Annotated in this window: 11 protein-coding genes and 1 CRISPR repeat array; of the genes, 1 reads left to right on the top strand and 10 read right to left on the bottom strand. The window is 42.9% G+C overall.

All coding sequences use genetic code 11. The features are described from left to right. Positions 1-2: 2 nt before the first annotated feature. From MHN30_RS21895 to MHN30_RS21870, 6 genes are read right to left on the bottom strand one after another with little or no spacing between them, the layout of a single operon-like run. A complete protein-coding gene (locus MHN30_RS21895) occupies positions 3-1,859 on the bottom strand; it encodes a hypothetical protein (protein ID WP_239361131.1) in 1,857 nt (618 codons plus the stop codon). A 10-nt stretch (positions 1,860-1,869) separates the two neighbouring features. Further along, positions 1,870-3,930, bottom strand: coding sequence for a TIGR03986 family CRISPR-associated RAMP protein (locus MHN30_RS21890; protein WP_239361130.1), 2,061 nt, complete (start codon positions 3,928-3,930; stop codon positions 1,870-1,872). Then, positions 3,930-4,460 (bottom strand): hypothetical protein, encoded by a 531-nt coding sequence (locus tag MHN30_RS21885; RefSeq protein WP_239361129.1) that lies wholly within the window; start codon positions 4,458-4,460, stop codon positions 3,930-3,932. Before MHN30_RS21885 ends, MHN30_RS21890 begins: the two co-directional genes overlap by 1 nt. A 10-nt stretch (positions 4,461-4,470) precedes the next feature. Continuing rightward, on the bottom strand, positions 4,471-5,883 hold the full coding sequence (locus MHN30_RS21880) for an RAMP superfamily CRISPR-associated protein (RefSeq protein ID WP_222243310.1): 1,413 nt from the start codon (positions 5,881-5,883) through the stop codon (positions 4,471-4,473). Further along, positions 5,880-7,913, bottom strand: a complete 2,034-nt coding sequence (locus tag MHN30_RS21875; RefSeq protein WP_239361128.1) for an RAMP superfamily CRISPR-associated protein — start codon at positions 7,911-7,913, stop codon at positions 5,880-5,882. Before MHN30_RS21875 ends, MHN30_RS21880 begins: the two co-directional genes overlap by 4 nt. After that, entirely contained in the window at positions 7,914-9,668 is a 1,755-nt protein-coding gene (locus MHN30_RS21870) for a hypothetical protein (protein ID WP_239361127.1), read from the bottom strand. A 248-nt stretch (positions 9,669-9,916) separates the two neighbouring features. Continuing rightward, positions 9,917-10,519: a CRISPR direct-repeat array (repeat unit 35 nt; unit sequence GTTTCTACTGCCTCTACGGCAAATGTTGCTGCAAC). A 550-nt stretch (positions 10,520-11,069) separates the two neighbouring features. Between MHN30_RS21870 and MHN30_RS21865 the strand changes: the two genes are divergently transcribed. After that, positions 11,070-11,510 carry a hypothetical protein gene (locus tag MHN30_RS21865; RefSeq protein ID WP_239361126.1) on the top strand — a complete coding sequence of 147 codons (441 nt, stop codon included), beginning with the start codon at positions 11,070-11,072 and terminating at the stop codon, positions 11,508-11,510. A 58-nt stretch (positions 11,511-11,568) separates the two neighbouring features. Here the strand turns inward: MHN30_RS21865 and MHN30_RS21860 are convergent, their stop codons facing one another. The 4 genes from MHN30_RS21860 to MHN30_RS21845 form a co-directional block, all read right to left on the bottom strand. Further along, complete coding sequence (locus MHN30_RS21860) at positions 11,569-13,011, bottom strand: catalase (protein WP_239361125.1); 1,443 nt, start codon at positions 13,009-13,011, stop codon at positions 11,569-11,571. A 219-nt stretch (positions 13,012-13,230) separates the two neighbouring features. Next, positions 13,231-15,162, bottom strand: coding sequence for a S41 family peptidase (locus MHN30_RS21855; protein ID WP_239361124.1), 1,932 nt, complete (start codon positions 15,160-15,162; stop codon positions 13,231-13,233). A gap of 234 nt (positions 15,163-15,396) precedes the next feature. After that, the gene (locus MHN30_RS21850; protein ID WP_239361122.1) at positions 15,397-17,106 is read right to left on the bottom strand and encodes an AMP-binding protein; all 1,710 of its coding nucleotides are present in this window, start codon (positions 17,104-17,106) and stop codon (positions 15,397-15,399) included. A 227-nt stretch (positions 17,107-17,333) separates the two neighbouring features. Beyond that, positions 17,334-20,507 carry a multidrug efflux RND transporter permease subunit gene (locus MHN30_RS21845; protein ID WP_010604876.1) on the bottom strand — a complete coding sequence of 1,058 codons (3,174 nt, stop codon included), beginning with the start codon at positions 20,505-20,507 and terminating at the stop codon, positions 17,334-17,336. Positions 20,508-20,510: the final 3 nt, after the last annotated feature.

The raw sequence follows: 20,510 nt of genomic DNA, 5'->3' as shown, positions 1-20,510 counted from the left end.
AATTAATCCTCGGTAAAATTAATAGGGGCGTTTAGCATCTGTTGGCATAATGTCTTTACTAGGTTGCTGTATAGATCACTTGCGCGCTGTTTGTTTGTTACTAAAAGGTCAAAAATATCCAAAAACAATGGCTGAGTTAAGAAGGCATACTCTTTATCCTCGCCCCACAGTTTTGCGTGTATAAAGGTATTTTTTGCCTCTTTAACGTCAGTGGGCGAGAGGTAACCATGGGTAATACGGTTGCGGTACCGCTGTGGTGTTGATTCACACTTTTCCGGCTTAGTACGCAATGTATGTTCAAACTGTAGCAGTGGATGATTGTTTAGATCCTCCCATCTAATTTGCTCGTTTTGTTTGAGTTTGGAAAGTGCAATAGCAAAGTCAAACAGCAAGTTGCGGTCAGAACCTTGTTCCGCTTTATATTTTAAAGAACGGTCAATTTTCAAGTCAAAACAACATGTTAATAACGAGTCAAGTGGCTTCTTTTTTTTACGTTGGAAGAGCGTGGTTATTTGCTCTTCATATTGTTTTTTAATGACTTCACACTGCGCTTTGGCTGCGTTTATCTCGAACTGGTTAGGTGTAAAACTATGACAGAGTAAATCTTGTGCTGCGACTTCTACAAAATCACAGGTAAAGCGGATGGCTTCTTGGTAATTACCCATCTTTAGTGCGGCTTCAATTCTAAATGCTGCCCACAAGCAGTTGGGTAACTCAGCCTCTGTGTTAAAGGGGAGAGCGGCTGGTAGTGTGGCGTTGAGTTTATCAATACTTACACGCCCTTGGAGCCATTCACTTGCTGTAATTAGGTTATGTGCCCAGCCTTTATCGCACCGATTTTTATTTTCGTCATCAACAAAAGGCTGTGCCAATGCTGCTGCCCCTTGAAAGTTGCCATGCTGTATCAGTGCAATACATTGTTTGCGCGCGCGTAGTGACACATCTGGACTTGGGTAATGGTGGGTATTGGCAAGTGTTACTGCTGGCGCTGAGCTTGAGCGCATCTCTGGCTCTGAGTAAGCCAAGACTTTATCAGCGTATAGTTCACAAATGGCCTCCAGTTGTGCCTTGAGCTTTGGAAAGCCGCCACCACAAGACAAGATTAACTGGTTTTGTGACGGTTCTACTCTTGAGCATAAGGTTTGAATTGCTGTAGAGATCTTTTCAAGAGCTTGGCGGTTTATGGGGTCGTTTTGGTCAGCGCCCTCTAATAGGTCATCGCCAGTTAAAAAGTTAAGATAGTACACGCCTTGTTTAATGTCAGCGCTGGTGCAGTAGGTATGGTCAAACTCTTGATTATAGGGCAGCTTCAAGCTTTTGCTTAGCCGGTTTGCGATATACGGGCCATAGGCGAATGGCTCTTTCTTCTTAATGAATGTGCTGAGTTTATTGCTTGCTTGTCGGTTGGTATTTAGCACTAGAACATAGTTAGGTGTAAAGTCTATGTGTTGTAGTTCATTCACTAAAGGGGCAATTTTTGGCAATAACAGCTCAGGGCAGTCCGGGGTTCTTAACGTGCAGAATTTAGGTGCTGTAAATCTTGCTTCACCATCATTTATGGTGAAGTCAAGATAAAGCGGCTTTTCCTGTTGCTCAAAGTCCTGTGCAGTTAACACATCTACTGCTTCGTTGGGTTCGAGTAAAGTAAACGCAAGTCTCTGAGATGATGATCCTACATCAATACAGTGCTCAGCAAGGTAGCTACAAAACTCCGGGCGGCTGTGGTCGCCTATTGTCGCTAAAGTGGTGATGGCCTCGGTTTGGGCTTTATCCTGATCTTCACCTGCTTTTTTCGTCTCTTTAATTACTGCTTTAATATCGGTATTACCGATGGTGATAATTAGAATTTTGTTAGTCATTGCCAGTTCCTTATAGCGGACGAAGTATTTTGTCTTCAGTACTGAGTTTTTGCTTAGCTCCCTTTCTTATTGCTAACTCGTCTTGTTTCACCTTCGAATGGAACCGGTATGATTCGTTGCCATTATTTGGGAATGTATAGGTTTCTGAAAGATCAAAGGTGTGTATTTTTATCCATTGTTTAATGTGGTTAAACGATTGTTGAGTAGATAAAAATGAGTTTATGAGTGCCGCCGTGGTTAAGTCGCTTTTACACTGTGTAGTGATTGAGTGAATTTTGGTTTGCACACTACCAAAGCCCAAGGAACGGGCATAACCGAGCTTAATTGCTAGGGTATCTGTGCTAACGAGAATATGATTTAAGTCTTTCTTACAATTATTCGGTAGCTGGCGATATTCCAAACTATTTGGACTTAACGCGAGTAATAAAAGGCCAAGCTCAGATTTATTAAGGTTTTTAAACCTTAACGTTGCCCTGTATTCAGTGCCTTCTGGGGTGATAAAGTTCGCAGTAGTCGCTAAGTGGTTTTCCTTATTGCTAGCAGCTTCTTGCAGCGTGGGTGAGTAGGGTTTTTGGTGTAAATAAAACTTACGACCATTTAGTTCGTATTCTGGGTTCTCATTTGGACTATAGCCGTAGTGTGGTATTTTATTGGCGCTGTTTGAGGTCTTGGGTTTTAAATAAAACTCTCCAGCGCTGGGTTTTGGTTGCCCTAGCGGTTTAAGGGGGATGGTAATGCTTTTTTGCTTTACGCTGTTAGCTTTGTTGGTTATCTGTTCCAACGCATGATTTATACTCACTAAGCCTGCGAGTTTATCATCTTGGCTTTTGCAAGTTTCATTTGCATAGCCAAACAGTTTTTGCACTAGTGGCAACGCTTCTGGGGTAAATGACTGTTGAATTTGTGGTCGTAATTGCCCTTTTACGGTATGAATAGAGTTCTGATATGCCCAATAGTAGTTGTAGTTATTACCGATACTATTTATATCATTTAATGTGAGTTTGCCACCTGTTGATTTTACTTCGGCAAAAATGACTTGCCCAACTTCTACACATCTATGTTGATGAATGTCTTCTGGAAGTGAGCCGAGGGAGCTAGGAACATTTGGATGACGATTTGAAATATGACCATTAACCTGATTTTTTAAATGTTCAGTGGTGTACTTATATTGGTTATAAAATACCTTATTTATTTTTATATCACTGTATTCACATCCCTTTACATTTAGCAAAATACCAACATAAGGTTTAGGGTTTGTGTGGCCTTTCGTTTGAGCTAATACCCCTGAGTATTCGATGCCGCCCTTATACATGTGGTATGTATAGTGTTTAAAGTGATTAGTATCATGATACTTGAAGAATCTGTATCTTATCTTACCATTCGCAGCCTCAAGGTTAGCTATTTGATTTGGTGATATTTCATCTGCTAGATAGATGCTACTACTTATAACTTTATTATTGAAGCTAAGATATTTTTCTTTGACCAAAAGCGTGGGCTGTTGCGTAAGGTTATGCTCACTCAAAGTGGTGTTTGGGTCAAAATATTTACTCGCACGTTCTGAGACAAAGATAAACTTAGGCTGGCCTTTGAATATTCTGAGTGTAAAGGGGGGGTTACTAATGATAATAGCAGGAAGGGTTTGAAAGGCACTGCCATTGCCTATACTTGGCCGGTATGCAAAGGTTTGCTCGCCAATATGCTCCATGGGGGCGTTGGTTAAGGCTGCACAATTATGGCGAAGTGCCCCCAAAATAGAAGACCCCAATATCATGCTCTGGTCTTGATAAAATGCAGGGTATAAATATGCTTTTTCTCTATTTTTACCCTCTACAGTTATTGTCTTTTTTTCTTGATAACAGCCAAAAATGCTTTGAGTTAATGTTGTTAAACTAAACTTTATTTCCCCGCTGAATAATCCGCTTTCTTTACTATTATGTGCAACCCGCTCAGAGCGCAAGACACGAGCTGGGTCATTGTATACAAAATGATAAGGTGGTTTGTTATCTGTTTTATTATTTTGAGGGTTACTAGGAACTCGCCCACGTTGGTGATTATTATATCCTTTTGGCATCACTGTCTCTCCCATATAAGCTCTGCGGTACCCTTGGTGGTTTCAACGGTAATAAATTTTAGTTGTCCGTTATGGCTCAACGCTTGTAACTCGGTAATCGTCTCCCTATCAAAGCGACCAGAGTCAGTGAGTAAATAGGGCGTATGGTAAAGTAATACGCTGGTCTTATTTTGCTCTGGTAGCGCTACATGTTTGAGCAAAGTACATTCATTTGTTGCAATCATGGTTAGAGTACTGTGCGGTAAAAATAACTGGCATTGAGCAAACTCAAACTTGCCTTTTTGTAATAGTTCCCTTAGCTTGCTCTGTGTATTAATGACAGCAGGGCAACGCTCTTTAGCTTTGGTCGATGGTTTTGGGTCTAATACCAAAATAAAGCTTGTATTGTTGTCTAGGACATAGTTCTTTAGTAACTGTACCGTATCTTGGTCTTGGCTGTCCGTTACTGTGAAGCCTAAGTTAACCAGCTGGTTTAACAGCGCTGAAATTGGCGCATTAATGCGTTGTACTTGTAAATTCGCTTTAGTCATTGTCAGCTCCTTATTCTTTTTGTTCCTGTACTTTCCAGCGCAGCCAACCAGAGTCAACCCATTGCTTGGCGCCAATAGCAAGCTGTGACTGAGCGCCTTGTTGTAGCGCGTTGCACAGCGCATCATATTGTGCTTTTACCTCACTTTTCATGTGATCTGCATTGCTCGCATCTGGGTCTTTGATATATTCAAGTACCAGCTCTGTGACAAAACTACCGCGTACAACCGCAGTGCGAACAAACTTATTTGAGCCATACACCCCAGCGGTAAACTCATCTTCAGCGTGGTTATGAAATACCATCGCTTGCCAGTCATCATGTTGTAAATAAGCGGGTTTGATATAGAGATTAGAGCTTTGCACTTTGCCATTTTGTTTGTTTAGCGAACCAAATAAACTGTGAGCGATTTTGCTCTCGTTCGCACGGATCAACTGGTGGTTTAACACACCGCGAATACTGGCTCCGGGTATATAAGGCTGATGATTTTCATCCACAACAAAAAAGTTATCAGGGGTATCTTGGTCTTGTAATTTGTAGCTACTGCCTGTGCTAAAGTGCGATAACACTGAGTCGGGCAGCTCGTGTATACTCTCAGGGTTATCTTGGCTATGTCCTCCAATAAAAAAGCCATCGACTCCCCATTGCTCCCCCGATTCATCCAAATTTGCCCCTGCATTTAACGTAACGAGTAGTGTTTTTCGTAAAACGGGGGCGTCAGCAAGCGTTTTATTTTTCACAAATTGATCTAGTGGCGTGCTTTGAACTTGCAACTGTTTGCATAGCTGCGCCTTATTTTGGGTAAAATCACAGGTGCTATTTGGGTAATCAAATACATGTTCATCTGTGAGTGTGACTACCTCGGCCTGTTGTACTTTAAACCAGCCATAGCCTGCTACAGGGCGGTGACCTAAAAATAGATAATTCGTTTGCCAATAGTGCAATACATGAGCAACTAACTCATCTGGGGCGATACTACACGGTGTACAGTCAACCATATTTACTTCAATAAAGCAGTGCCATAAGTTCCCCTTTGGCAGTACTTGTACATCAAATAAGGCGTTAGGCTTTGCTGCACCAGTTACTTCATCTATGGCAACATGCTGGCGAACAATGGCATCATGTAAAGGGGACTTGAGGCTTACAGTGTCGACCCGTAGGCGTGAAGGAATACAGATTGGCTTATTATTTTTATCTTGAGCAGGAACCTCGCCTGAAATATCAAACTCTACTGGGATGCCTAATTTTTTGGCTTGATCCACCATAGCACCAGCAAGGGTCGTACCGCGAATAATATAGTTATCATTGCCATCTTTGGCCAGAGCAATATCAACATCGTTACCTTGCTCTCCAGAGGCAGTATTAAACTCAGTATGTTGCTCTAAGGTCACGTAAAACAGGGTGTAATAGGGTACATGCTCGCTCATGCTTGCTCTCCTTGTTTTGCACTATGGTTTGCTAGGGCAACTAGCACACAATCGCAGGCCAATATCGCAGGTTCATGTTGTGCGCTACATAAGTGTTCAAGCTCGGATAAAAAGTCAGTAATACTTAGCCACGCATGTTTGGATTGATTCTGTTGTGTTTTCAGTTCAGCAAAAATGTTGCTTAATGGTTTTGGATCCGAGTTTACTTTTTGCCGTTTGAGTTCATTTTTTAGCTTTTGCCATTGAGTTACGCTGGGGGAGCGGTTAAAAAACGACGTATCATTTTGGATCAGCTTGTCAATATTATCTATCTGTTGTTCCACTTCCTTGGCACACGATAGGGGGGTGAAGCTCGTTTCAAGGGTGGCGGTGAGGTTTTGCTGTGTTAATAAAAATTGCCCAAGCCCCTGAGCTTGGCGCTCTCCTATTGCCCGCGTGTTCTTAAGGTAAGCGGCCAGTAACTGCGCTTTTTCAATATTGGTAATTTTTATACAACTACCCGCTGCAATGACTTGAGTGGGCGTTTTAGGTAGGCCAGTTTCAAAGCTATATCCAGTTAAAATATCTTGCTCCGAAAACGCAGTGTAGTCATTTTTGTCTAAGTTTAGCTCTGGGCAAAGCTGGTTTAATGCTTGTTCAAGTTGAGTATAGGGCTGACCAGTATGATAGCTGTAACACAATAGTGGTGAAGTTAGCACAACGGTGAGTGGCTTAGTGTTATTAAACTCAAAAGGTGTTGGCGCTTCGGTGGCTGTGGTTAACTTACATGGCGCTTTACCTCTACCTAGCAGCAAAGGCCAAGCATTTTGCGCAATTAAGTGAGCAAGTTGCGCAATCAACTCTTTGTTTGTGCTACAAGATAAGGTCGCCATAAATTGGGTTTGCTCAGGTATGACCTCCTCGGCGAATAAATCGGAGTCATTAACGATGTCAGCGCCATTATCTTTTTTATACTCGGGCATGCTAAATTGCGTGCGTACTTTATTGCGCATGTGCACGGCGACGCCTTGCTCAAATAAGGTTTGGCTTTGTGGTTGGTAATAAAAGTGACCTTTTAATCGCTTAAGCGGCGCAGAGGTACTAGGCTCTGCAAATTGATCAGTAAACTCATTGGCTTGTGTCTGTTGTGCCCACCACGGTATAGTACCTTCTGCATGGGATTTTGGCGCGGCAATACACAAAGGCGCGGGAATATAACGCATGCCTTGCCTACTTGGGTAGGCATAACTTACCGATATCACCTCGTTTACTAGTGCTTCAAATAACGCCTGTTTGCCTTGCAGTAAGCACCAATTTGCCAACGCTGCTTTTAACCGGTCTCCAGAAATATACGTATAAGTTGGAACAATATTGCCTGGGACATCGGTATTTGGCAGCCGCAAAGGCTCAAGATTAGTCACGATTATATGTAGAGATTGTTGCGTGTTAACTGCGGAAACATCATTGGCAGCCAGTAAGGTATCATCCATCTTAATATCACATCTTACCCGTCCAGCACCTCGATTTCGGTTGGCACCGATTCTATCTAAATGATTGATTAACACTGTGAGTGCTTGGATATAGTTTGTGGCAAATTGCTGCTCACAGAGTAGCTGCCATGTTGCCTCAAATTCAGAGCCAGCTTTAATATATTCTTGATTACGCAAGCTGCCTTTTTTAGGCGCGCGATTAATCATATCTATCGCGTTATTTTTGTAAGTAACCCCTTCACGTGCTGTACTACTGAGTATATGTGTTGGATTAGGTTTTAGTTTGCTTTTGTAAAATGAGCCTATCACCAAGGTGCAGTTAGACTGTGGCGAGTCACTCAGCAAATCGTTAAAGCACTCTTCGTATTTGTTGTTTAGTTTGTTTATGGTGGTGCTAGCCGCTACCAATAAGCCTTTAATATGTTGCCGCCAGATCACAGGTTGGTCGTTTGCATCTTTCGTTTGCAAGCTATCAATTAGGTGCGTTCCTAAACCGTTACCGGTGTGTAGATCTTCTAAAAGTGTGAGTGAAACCTTGATAGTAGTTAATTGAATCGCCATTTAGCTGACCTCCTTTTCACGAGACAAGTATTGTAATGATACAAGCTCTAACACATCGCCAAGTTTGGTGGTGTAGTAATTTGATGCGCCCTGAAGCGGATAAAAAGCGTAACCTGCTTTGTTGCTATCAACCTTAGCGAGTGCTTGAAATAATGCGCAAAGTGTATTGGGTGCTGGGCTGGCGCTATCATTATCATCAGTTACTTTGAGCTCAGCGTGTTGCTTATCTCTGGCAATCATTTTATTAATCAGCAACTCTGTTTGTCGCCAACCTAGAGGCAAGGTGTGCATAAGTTGGTACACATGGGCACGGGACATAATATGATGCTGCGCTTCTTCCGCTGCTGTTGGGTCACCAAGGGGGAGCGTTGCATCTTGATGAGAGGCGGGTAAAAATTGTGCTGCGAGAGACATAATATCGTTAAATTCTTTATGCTCTCCAAGCAAATAAGGCTTTTGGCTTAACAGTAAAGTCTCCGTGCTATCGTTGATTTTGGTTACTTTTATTTGCTGCTGCTTACGTGCGTTAATAGGGTTGTCGAGCCACGCTTGGGTGACAATTTGCCAATCAACACAACTTGGTTGTACCTCGGTATCGGGGGTGCCTCGGGCTTTAACCTTGGCACTTGCATTGAGTTTTTCAGCTGCATAATGCAGCCGATAAAAAGGTAAATTATGCGAGGCGATACATACCCCAAAAGACATCGTCAGTGGTTTATTATCTGCAATGGGGGTGGAAGATAAATAACTGTCTATGTGTTTGACTAACTCAAAGGCATACTTGGCTTGGCATACTAGTAATAAGTCATCACCGCCAAGCATAAGTACTTGAAATGGCATCGTGCTTTTAAGGGGGAGGTGCTTGAATGTTGCAATAATGCCTTGCTTAACCGCGCTTTTTAATTGCTCCCTTGCAGAGCCAAAAAATGCTTCTGCAATACGTTGTTTGTCGCTAAAAGTACCACTCTGAGTCTCTTCTTTTTTATTTCGGTGAGCGATAAATCGCTGTCCCATATTATTACCATCAGCGCTTATCACTGCGAGGTAATCATCATCCACTAGCTTATCAAAGCTGGTGGGTAGCGTGTAGCCTTGACTAACAAAATCGGTAGAGATAGCACTTGCAAAGTCAGCAACAATACGGTCTTCGTTAGCTTGTGTATCTTCTTGAGTTGCCTCAATGTTTTGGTCTTCATCTGGTGCTTTTTTATATGTAGTAAGCTGTTTGTAATAATTGTTTTTAAGTGCGGTTTGTTGGCTTATTTTTATCTTTTTTTCAAGGTCTTGTGTTCGTTTTGACTTTTGCTCGGCAACGCCAATGTTTGATTGCTCACACTTTTTAAAAAGTGTTAACGGGGTGAGAGAGGGTAAAGTCATTGTCTCAAAAGGGACATCATCTGCACCGCAGGCCTCGTTAAAGATGCGAGTGTGTACTGTTAAGCCCGCTAGATTGTTAATTAAAATGGTGCGAGCCTCTGCAATAAACCGTTTTGCATTGCTACAACTTGAAAATAGCGCATAAAAATGACCACCATCGCGGCTTAGGATCCCAAGTTCAGCGAGTGCGTCTGAGTCGTTGCCGCACAGGAGCGTTTTGTCTGGGAGTATGGCTTTTTCTATTGCTATGGCGGCGACAACCAGATCGTAGCGAATAGTCTTAGCAAGTAAAGCGTTGGCGGCAACCATATCGTGCAGGCGAGAGGAAGAAAACAAAAAAGTTTGAATTCGCTTAAATTCGATTTGTGCAACAAACATAGATGTCCTTGTGTGATGAAGCGATCCTTATTTATCAGCATAAAGTAATTTATATATATTTGAAACGCTTTGTAATCAAATAATTCACTTTATTTTCATTTTATCTTTACGTGCTATTCGTGCACTGAGGAAGAGATTTTGACTGAATGTTGGGCTGTGTAATGTTTTGCTACTTGCTCAAAGTCGTAAACTCACTGATAAAAGCTTACCGCGCTATTGAGTAGCGCGAACTAACCCGCGAGCTTTTCAAGGTACCTACCTTTAGGGCAAATGTTGCTGCAACATGAAAAGAGATTTGCTTGTTGATGCTCTATATATTTGTTTCTACTGCCTCTACGGCAAATGTTGCTGCAACCTAAAAAACTAGGCTTCGCTGAAGATCATTTGCAAGTTTCTACTGCCTCTACGGCAAATGTTGCTGCAACAATGTGGAAGTTGTAGTTTTCAAGAGAATATTTCTCAGTTTCTACTGCCTCTACGGCAAATGTTGCTGCAACTTCTTTGATGCACTGCCAAAAGAGCAGCAAGATTTGTGTTTCTACTGCCTCTACGGCAAATGTTGCTGCAACAAATGACACACTTTTATGGCACAGATAACTTAGAGTTTCTACTGCCTCTACGGCAAATGTTGCTGCAACCAAAAAATTAGAAATAAGTTTTACAAGTTTTGAAGGTTTCTACTGCCTCTACGGCAAATGTTGCTGCAACAGGAGTTGAAGTCGTGGAACGACATAAATGAAATAAGTTTCTACTGCCTCTACGGCAAATGTTGCTGCAACGGTGCTGTAGAGCCAACAAGTATATCTCAAGATCTTAGTTTCTACTGCCTCTACGGCAAATGTTGCTGCAACCCTACCTTCTGCAGCCCTTGACTGACAAGGCCTGTAGCGGCAAATTGGATGAACCTCCAGCGTCAATCAAGAAACTTTATGAATTTTAGCAAAAAACAGTCATTTTGGAAGTAAAAAGTTAAGCTAACTAATTGATTTAATTTAATTGAATTGGATGAACCTAGCAACCGCTTTTTAGGTTAACTATATGATATTTTTAGTATTTTTAAAAAATCCCTAAATTAGGAAATAGGTTCATCCAGAATGGTATCAACTTTTGGTTATAACCCATTGGTTCTTAATATAAATCACTAAAAAAATGTTATAAAAACGCCCCTAAAATAAAAGGTACAAAATTTTTTAAATGGCGTTTACTTATAGCGAGTAAAAGTGGGTTCACCCCGCGATCTTTTTGGCTCTAATGCCGCATTTTAAGCCGCTGAAAAAGCGGCGGAAATCATTTGTCGTGATAAATCACGACCTACAAATAATTCCTGTTGAGCGCATATCTATCGACAGGCAAAGGCAGAGCAGCGATACTTAAGCAAATTGAAAATATAGGGAAATAAACTTGAACGCGCAAACTCAAACGACCAACTACTTTTTACTCTTCGCGGGTGTATGTACAGCCATTGCGGCAGTGGCGCACATTGGCTGCATTATCTTTGGCGCGCCTTGGTATCGCTTTTTTGGTGCGGGTGAGGAAATGGCTACTATGGCCGAACAGGGGCTTATTTATCCGCACATTGTCACTGCCGTTATCGCTACGATTTTACTGCTCTGGTCATGCTATGCGTTTTCAGGAGCGAAACGGATCCGACAATTACCTTTGATGAAAATCGCCCTATGTGTAATAAGTGCAATTTTTTTAATTAGGGGAATTGGCTTTGTTTTTATCATGCCAGCCATCCCAGATAACAGCATGACGTTTTGGTGGGTGAGCTCCTCAATTTGCTTGGTAATAGGTGGCGCTTACGCGCTTGGAACCAAAAAGGCATGGTCACAAATCTAACCGTTTTAAAAGCCAGCACTTCAGGTGCTAGCTTTTTGTTCAGATTAGGCAGTTAACCTTATTCATTCAGTGCTGTTCTAACACCGGCTTCAAGTTCTTCGTGAACAGATTTAAATAACCCAAGTTGGCGTTCTATGATATGTTCAGGTACACCCGCCATCGCGCGTGCTATGTTGCCGTACAAGCGCTGCTTTTGGGCATCATCAAATAGGCAATATAGAGCACGAGGCTGTGAAAAATCATCATTGTCTTTGCGGTGGTTGTATCTATCTGCCATACCCTCAAGTTCAAGAGCAGGGCGTTTACATTCTGGGCGCTCTTTTGGGCCACCCATCGAGTTAGGCTCGTAGTAGGCATCTTCGTTACCACCAGGTTCATTGTTAAAGAACCGCATTGCACCGTCTTTGTGGTAATGATGCACTGGGCATTTTGGGCGATTAACAGGTAATGCCTCATAATGCGTACCGAGTCGGTAGCGGTGAGCATCGGCATAAGAGAAAATGCGTGCTTGCAACATTTTATCGGGAGAAAATCCAATTCCAGACACCACGTTAGACGGACTAAATGCAGCTTGTTCTATCTCTGCAAAATAATTGTCTGGTACGCGATTTAATTCTAGTGTGCCAACATCGATGAGTGGAAAGTCGCCATGCGGCCAGACTTTGGTTAAGTCAAACGGATTGTGTTGGAACTGTTTTGCTTGCGCTTCAGTCATCACTTGAATCTTCATATCCCATTTCGGATAATTTCCGCGTTCTATGGCCTCAAGCAAGTCCTCTTGAAAACTCTCTCTGCTTTCGCCAATTACTGATTTTGACTCTTCATCGGTATGATGCTGGTGGCCTTGTTGGGTTTTCATATGAAACTTCACCCAAACTCTTTGGTTGTCTTCGTTAATCAAACTAAAGGTATGTGAGCCATAGCCGTTCATGTGCCTTACATCCGTTGGCAAGCCACGGTCAGACATTAAAATTAATACTTGATGCAGGCTTTCCGGCGACAGTGACCAAAAATCCCATTGCGCGGTGTTGGAGCGCAGGTTAGTTTTAGGGTGGCGTTTTTGGGTGTGAATAAAATCTGGGAATTTATACGGATCACGGACAAAAAATACGGGGGTATTATTGCCAACTAAATCCCAATTTCCTTCATCAGTGTAAAACTTTATCGAGAAACCTCTTACGTCACGCTCCGCATCTGCAGCCCCTTTTTCTCCGGCTACCGTTGAAAAGCGCATCAGAATGTCGGTTTGCTTACCAACCTCAGCAAATAGCTTTGCCTTGGTATATCGGCTTATATCGTTTGTTACTGTAAATGTTCCAAACGCACCCCATCCCTTAGCATGCACGGTACGCTCTGGAATACGCTCTCTATTTTGATGCGCCAGTTTTTCGATTAGCTGGTAGTCCTCAACCAATAATGGGCCTCGAGGACCCGCGGTCAAACTATTTTGATTATCGGCGATTGGATTACCAGCTGTGGTGGTTAATGGACACTTGGTCATTGCTCGTTTCCTTCATATAAAATTTAGAAATTAACAGCAAGAAATAAACCAAAGAAAAAATTCAATTTAAACAATTGGTTGAGTGGTAGCTTAACGGTGAATGTGAGTTTTACTGAGCAAAGTTTTCAGAGTGATGTAAGCGCTACGTGAAATATGTAGACTGTTGAAATGCAGCGGTTTCATCCGCTGCATATTTAGAAATTAATGGTAGCTAAAGTTTTAGAAAAACCTCGTTGAATTCCATAAACGCGTTTTACCACTATCTAACCCAACAAACTGCACTGTACCAGTCGTTACGTTACTTGGTAATGTATAGCTAATCGTTTTAGCTTGAGTACCATACGCAAATGCAGAAATACGTTTTACTTTAGTGCCATCAATGTATACGTCTACGTATTCTGTGTTGGTTACATCAAAATTATACACTCCGTTAGTTTCAGCAACCGATGCAAATCTATCTGAATTAAATGCTACCGTTGCACGCGCTGTGGGTTTTGCGAGTAACTTACGAGCGATCGTATTGAAATCTTGAGTATCACCATCGAATATGTCTTCAACATTATAACTGACAACTTCATTGGCAACACAGCCGTAATCCTCAATGAGCGCATTGATGTGATGACCTTGACGTACTGACTGACGCCACGACACCCGCATACTTTGATCATAAGGTAGCGCTTGATATGGTGCACCCACGTACTGTACAAATAAACCGTGCTCAATTACGTTTGCGCCACCTGCACCAGTACGCTCGTGCTGTCCAAATACGGTTGCAATACCGTTATCTTGCATACCACATGTGAACATATCACCTGCAGAGTAGGTGTTAGCGTTTGCCCAAACCCCCACGTTACCATAATATGCCTGCCCAATCTGGTTCGCTGCATCTTTTGTCATGAATGAGGTTGCAGCAGAGTATTGTTCATTGGTGCCTTGTACGTCAGCTAATACTTGGTGCCAATTATCACTTAGGTAAGTACCGAACAGGGAATTATTTAGAATATGGTGGTTCTCAGGTGTGTTGATAAAACGTACATGGGACGGAGTAACACGTTTTGGTGTAAACAGTTGTAGTAAATAGTCGTTATATAGAATATTACCACCAGGGTTGCTTCTAACATCAATAATAAGTGCTTTCGTGTCACTTAGCTGGTTATCTAAGATATCTATGATGGCAACAAGGGCAGTGTTAGTTCCATTTTTAGGTGAAAAAGAGGCAATCTTAATATAGCCGACTGATTCGCCGTCTACTTGCACCTTATTCCATGTTACCGTCGGCTCAGCAGTGGCATTGGCTGCTAGGGCAAAAGCACTATCTTGTGCTGCCGCTTCTAACTCTTTAAATGTAGCAAATTCATAGTTAATACTTTGCGTAAACTGCGCTGCATTATCCTCTGTATTCGCTTGAGTACTCGGATTTCCGTTATAGACCAACCAAGGCAAGTTAACACTATATATTTCGCCCGTTTCGTAAGACTCCAAAGTAAGCGTTAGCGCGTCATTTTGTGGCGGCATCTGTTTATTATGTGATTTGATAGTCAAGTTGTTTAACGCACCAACAAACCCGCCATCTGGATTAGCCCCACCGCCTTGGAATAGTGTGTTGTTTACTACATCCGTTACTGCTTGGCCGTTGTATGCAATGACTTTATCGCCTAAAGAAACCGTTGATGTATCTGGTGCAAGTACGGTGTAGTTTTGCCAGATACGGTTTACGCGTACTTCCTTGCTGCCATCTGTATTGACGGTTTGTGCAAAATGAACTGGTACAAAAGAAACAAAGTTTTTCATTGGTGCCGGGTAGTTATAGTCCAAATGAAAATCTCGCTGAGATAAGAAGATCTTTTGCAGCTGCTGATGAAATTGAGAAGAACTTAGATTTCCCATGTTATTGATTAAATCGTCTACTGCAACAACTGGGTCTAAGTGTCCGGCCGGAGAAAGTCCGTAGTACAGGTTTTTGGCATATTTATTGACGTATAAACCGTCAAGTAATAGTTTTGCTTGCTCAGCTACAAGCGCTTTTTGTTCATAACTATAATCTTGAATACTAATTTGGTCGCGTGTGTCTTCAAGATAGGATATTTGTGCCATTGCACCCGTTGTAAAGCTTAATGCCAGAAGGCTGGAAACTGTTGATAATTTAAACATATTGTTATTGTCCTGTATATGGAAACAAAACTGTTCTATATCTTTTGGGTACAAAAGTCGATAGGTGTTAAACAAAATGATAATAATTTATTGCTTTTATGTGTATTGATTAAACCGAACTTCCTACTCTTTGTAGGCTAACTAAGGAGATTATTGGGAGAATTGAGTTTTAGAGGATTATTTGATTTGCCACGCAACACCCATTTGCGTGGCAACAGGGATATCGAACGCAAATTACGCTGTTTGATGTAACTCTTGCTCCATTTGATCTCTCATTTTAAACTTTTGGAGCTTTCCCGTTACCGTCATCGGATAGGCATCAACCAATTTGATGTATTTTGGGACTTTGAAATAGGCGAGTTTATCTTTTAAAAATACACGAATATCTTCTTCCGAAATATAGTGTCCCGGCTTAAGTTGCACCCAAACACATACTTCCTCACCATATTTTTCGTCTTTGATCCCAAATACAGCGGCGTCTTGAATATCGTGATGATGATAAAGCACTTCCTCAATTTCTCTGGGATAAATGTTCTCGCCACCGCGAATGATCATGTCTTTTATGCGGCCGACGATGCTAACGAACCCTTCGTCGTCCATTACCCCTAAATCGCCAGAATGGAGCCAGCCGTCGTTATCAATGGTTGCTGCTGTTTTTTCTGGGTCTTGCCAATAGCCTTTCATGACGCAATATCCACGGGCACATACTTCACCAGGCGTACCGATTGGGGCAATATGTCCTAGCTCGTCAATAATTTTGACCTCGGTATGTGGCATAGCACGACCAACAGTCTGCACTCGTTTTTCTACAGGCGAATTGATCTCGGTAATATTGTTGATTGGGCTGCACTCGGTTTGCCCGTAACCAATGAGTACATCGGTCATATGCATTTGGGTTTGTACTTGGCGCATGACCTTTTCTGGGCAGGTGGAACCCGCCATCACCCCAGTGCGCAGCGAAGATAAATCAAACTGCGTAAAGTCTGAGTGTTCTAATTGTGCGATAAACATTGTTGGTACACCGTGAAGCCCGGTGCATTTTTCTCGTTCAACAACTTCTAAGGTAACAAGCGGATCAAAGCTATCGTTAGGGAATACGGCGCACGCACCTTTACTAATACAAACGAGATTACCGAGTACCATACCAAAACAATGATAAAGCGGCACGGGAATACAAAGCTTGTCTTGCTCTGTGAGCTTCATAGCATTGGCGACGAGTAATCCGTTATTGAGGATATTACTGTGGGTGAGGGTGGCGCCTTTTGGATTGCCAGTCGTACCTGAAGTAAATTGAATATTGATAGCGTCACAGGCATTTAGGTTGGCTGCAATCGCATTTGCCTCAAGATAGTGGGCATCATTAGCTTTAGATAACAAGGTGCTGAAATTCATTAGACCCGGTTCAATATCCTCGTCAATCAGCACTATCTGTTTGAGTGAGGGAAGGCGCTGTGAAGATAATTCGCCAAACATGCAGTCGTAGGATTCTGGTGCCAGCTCTCTAATCATGTCAACGTAATGGCTATGTTTAAAAGACTTCGCCATAACTAACATCTTACACTCAACGTTGTTTAGCACGTATTCAAGTTCGTTTGGGCGATAGGCGGGGTTAATGCACACCATAATTGCGCCAATTTTAGCAGTTGCGAATTGCACTAGACTCCATTCAAGGTTGTTCGGAGACCAAATCCCAACTCTATCCCCTGGTTGTATGCCTACAGCTAAAAGGCTTGCGGCAAGTTGATTTATTTTTGCGAGGTACTCACGATAATTTAAGCGAACTGATTGATGAGAGACAACAATGGCTTCTCTTTCTGGATAATTGTCGACAATATTTTCTAGATATTGCCCTATGGTGAGTTGAGTGAGCGGTGCTACTTGGGGGCCTTTGAAGTAACTCTTTGTAAGTGCAACTGCTTTTATTAATTGGCTCTCTGTCGTCATATCTTTTCCTTGCTGTTGATCTCTAGTTTTTATCATTATGCTTTATCAGTGATAACCTAATTGTCGACAAAATCAAGTGCAATTGGACGAAAAGCATGAAATTACGACTAATGGCTAGTGATAAAGTGTGTAATGGCAAGGTGGTGGAAAAGCGGTAGTAGCTTTATCAGACATATAAAAAACGCCTGAAAATTCAGGCGTTTTATGGTTTAACTTAAGGGATGTTATTAAGCTAATCCTTCATCTGTATCGACATGCTCATCTTTATGATGCTTCGCGATTTCATCTGAAAGTTCTTGCTTAGAACGCTTCTCTGACATCCGTCTTGCCATTAGCCAGTAAAAGAACAGGGGCAAGAAGAATACTGCAAGGAAGGTAGCCGAGAGCATACCACCCATTACGCCAGTACCCACACTGTGTCTTGCTCCTGCGCCAGCTCCAGAACTCATCACCAGTGGAACTACGCCAAGTATGAAAGCAAGTGAAGTCATAATAATAGGCCTAAAACGCAGTCTTGCCGCTTCAAGGGCTGCGGTTGCTGGACTCCATCCTTCTTGATATTTCATTAGCGCGTACTCGACAATAAGAATGGCATTTTTACTGGCGAGGCCAAGTAGGGTAACCAAACCGATTTGGAAGTAAACGTCGTTGGTTAGCCCAGCAATCCAGATTGAGACCAACGCACCGAAAGTACCAAACGGTAGCGCTAACATAACCGAGAATGGCAATGACCAGCGCTCATAAAGTGCTGCGAGGATCAAAAATACCATGATCACGGCCATACCGAGTGCAATACCTGTTGTGCCAGAGTTTTGCTTTTCTTGGAACGCGGAACCCGTCCACTCGTAAGTCATATCTGGTGGTAGTACTTTGTTGGCGATACGCTCAAACTCCGCGATAGCTTGACCTGAGCTGTAGCCAGGTGCTGCTTCGCCCATTAACTTAACTGCAGATAAGTTATTGTAACGATTCATGGTTTCCGGACCGCGACTATACTCAACATCCGTAAATGCAGAAATTGGTACCATTTCGCCACGATTGTTTTTCACATAAATGCGGCCTACATCTTCCGGTGTCATTCTAAACTCAGCTTCAGCGGACATAATCACCTGCCATGCACGGCCAAACTTATTGAAGTCGTTGACGTAGTAATTACCTAAATTGGCTGCAAGTGCGTTAAACGCAGAATTGATATTAACCCCCATGGCACGCGCTTGTTCACGATCCATATGCACCTTTAGCTGCGGTGCATCAGGACGCCATAGCGTTTGAATGCCTGTAAGGATAGGGCTCTTCTGCGCCTCGGCCATGATCATCTGCATGCCTTGCTTCAATTTAGCGGGATCAGAGCCGCCTTTATTTTGCAAGAAGACTTCAAATCCGCCTGTTGTACCCAAGCCGAAAATTGGCGGTGGGTTAAACGCCAGCACTAATGCTTCGTTAATATGCGCGGTTTTCATAAATAGCTCACCAACAAGTTCCTTCGCCGACACATCGCGTTCATCCCAATGTGTTTGCGTCACGAACATAGTCGCCGCGCTATTTTTGAAGCCACCACCGATGAAGTCCATCCCCGTAAACGCCACAACGTTTTCGTTAGCTGGGTTAGACTTTGCAGCAGCTATCACTTCATCGGCCACTTTAGCGGTGCGCTCTAATGAAGAGCCGTCAGGCAAGAACACCGCTATCATGTAGTAACCTTGGTCTTCGTCTGGTACCAAAGAGCTTGGTGTTTTTTGCCACAGGAATACCGTTGCACCAATCATCGCTACCATCAGTGTTAGGCCTACAAAACCACGGCGAACCATAAAGCTAACCGCGCCAACATAGCGTCCGGTTACACGATGGAACCAGTCATTGAACCACAAGAAAAACTTGGCATCCTGTTTGTGTTCGTGCTTAAGCAGCAATACACAAAGTGCAGGCGTCATCGTCAGTGCAACCACACCGGATAAACTTACAGAGATGGAGATTGTGATCGCAAATTGGCGGAATAGTTCGCCTGTTAACCCGCCTAGGAAAGCGATAGGTACAAACACCGAACACAATACCAATACAATCGCGACTACGGGACCGCTTACTTCCTGCATCGCTTTAACCGCGGCTTCTCTAGCCTGCAAGCCTTGCTCATGCATAATCCGCTCGACATTCTCAAGTACTACGATGGCGTCATCTACCACGATACCAATCGATAACACCATGCCGAACAGCGTAAGCGTGTTAATCGAGTAACCGAGCATATAGAGACCTGCAAATGTACCAAGTAACGAGACCGGAACTGCAAGCGTTGGAATTAGCGTTGCACGCCAGTTTTGCAAGAACAGGTAAACCACTAAGAATACCAAGATCATTGCTTCACCAAGCGTTTTTAACACTTCTCGAATTGAGACTTCTACAAAGCGTGTGGTGTCGTAAGAGTTAACGTGAGCGAGACCTGTAGGGAACTGAGGTTTGATCTGTTCAATTTCAGCCTCTACTGCTTTAGCCACGTCAAGCGCATTCGCGCCCGGTTGCAAGAATACACCGAGTAATACCGCTTCCTTACCGTTAATAGTACCTTGGAAGTTATAGTCTTTAGAACCAAGCTCTACGCGAGCAACATCCTTAAGGCGCAGCGTTGAGCCATCTGGGTTTGCACGAACGATGATATTTTCGAACTCTTCAGCCGTCGATAAACGTCCTTTCGCGGTGACACTATAAACGAGTGATTGCGCGTCTTGAGATGTCGGTGTTGCACCAATACTACCCGCTGCATACTGAGAGTTTTGCTCTCTAATTGCACCCGCAATATCGTCTGCTGTGACTTGCAGTTGACTCATAATATCCGGGCGTAACCAAATACGCATGGCATAGTCTTTAGCACCGAAAATCTGCACGTTAGTCGTACCAGGAATGCGTTTGACGCGGTCAAGGATATTCATGGTAACGTAGTTAGATGTCCAGAGACTTTCTCGAGTACCATCTGGCGAATAGAAAGCGTGTACTTGTAAGAAGTTAGAAGATGTCTTTTGAACCACCACGCCTTGGCGTCTAGTTTCTTCAGGGAGACGAGCTTCTACTTGCTTCACCCGGTTATTTACATCTACGGCAGCCTGATCAACATCCGTTCCAATCTCAAAAGTAACAGCGATCGTCGTTACGCCAGAGTTCGTACTGGTTGATGTCATGTACATCATGCCTTCAACACCGGTAATCGCGTTTTCGATAGGGGTTGCAACGGTTTGTTCTAATACATCCGCTGATGCACCAGGGTATACCGCACGTACCTCAACTTGAGGTGGTGCAATTTCGGGGTACTGTGCAACAGGCAAACTGCGCATTGCAGCAAGCCCGGCAAGCACTATCACGATAGAGATAACAAAGGCAAAAATAGGCCTGTTTATGAAATATTTGGAGAACATCAG

This window comes from Pseudoalteromonas sp. OF7H-1 (assembly GCF_022347825.1).
Taxonomy (GTDB): Bacteria; Pseudomonadota; Gammaproteobacteria; order Enterobacterales; family Alteromonadaceae; genus Pseudoalteromonas; species Pseudoalteromonas maricaloris.
Note: the sequence above shows the minus strand (reverse complement) of the source record. Positions and strands in the feature narration are given on the sequence as shown.

What these genes read in the sequence shown, in the direction of transcription:
- MHN30_RS21895 (WP_239361131.1), bottom strand. Translation starts at nt 1,859, where the DNA reads ATGACTAACAAAATTCTAATTATCACCATCGGTAATACCGATATTAAA.
- MHN30_RS21890 (WP_239361130.1), bottom strand. Translation starts at nt 3,930, where the DNA reads ATGCCAAAAGGATATAATAATCACCAACGTGGGCGAGTTCCTAGTAAC.
- MHN30_RS21885 (WP_239361129.1), bottom strand. Translation starts at nt 4,460, where the DNA reads ATGACTAAAGCGAATTTACAAGTACAACGCATTAATGCGCCAATTTCA.
- MHN30_RS21880 (WP_222243310.1), bottom strand. Translation starts at nt 5,883, where the DNA reads ATGAGCGAGCATGTACCCTATTACACCCTGTTTTACGTGACCTTAGAG.
- MHN30_RS21875 (WP_239361128.1), bottom strand. Translation starts at nt 7,913, where the DNA reads ATGGCGATTCAATTAACTACTATCAAGGTTTCACTCACACTTTTAGAA.
- MHN30_RS21870 (WP_239361127.1), bottom strand. Translation starts at nt 9,668, where the DNA reads ATGTTTGTTGCACAAATCGAATTTAAGCGAATTCAAACTTTTTTGTTT.
- MHN30_RS21860 (WP_239361125.1), bottom strand. Translation starts at nt 13,011, where the DNA reads ATGACCAAGTGTCCATTAACCACCACAGCTGGTAATCCAATCGCCGAT.
- MHN30_RS21855 (WP_239361124.1), bottom strand. Translation starts at nt 15,162, where the DNA reads ATGTTTAAATTATCAACAGTTTCCAGCCTTCTGGCATTAAGCTTTACA.
- MHN30_RS21850 (WP_239361122.1), bottom strand. Translation starts at nt 17,106, where the DNA reads ATGACGACAGAGAGCCAATTAATAAAAGCAGTTGCACTTACAAAGAGT.
- MHN30_RS21845 (WP_010604876.1), bottom strand. Translation starts at nt 20,507, where the DNA reads ATGTTCTCCAAATATTTCATAAACAGGCCTATTTTTGCCTTTGTTATC.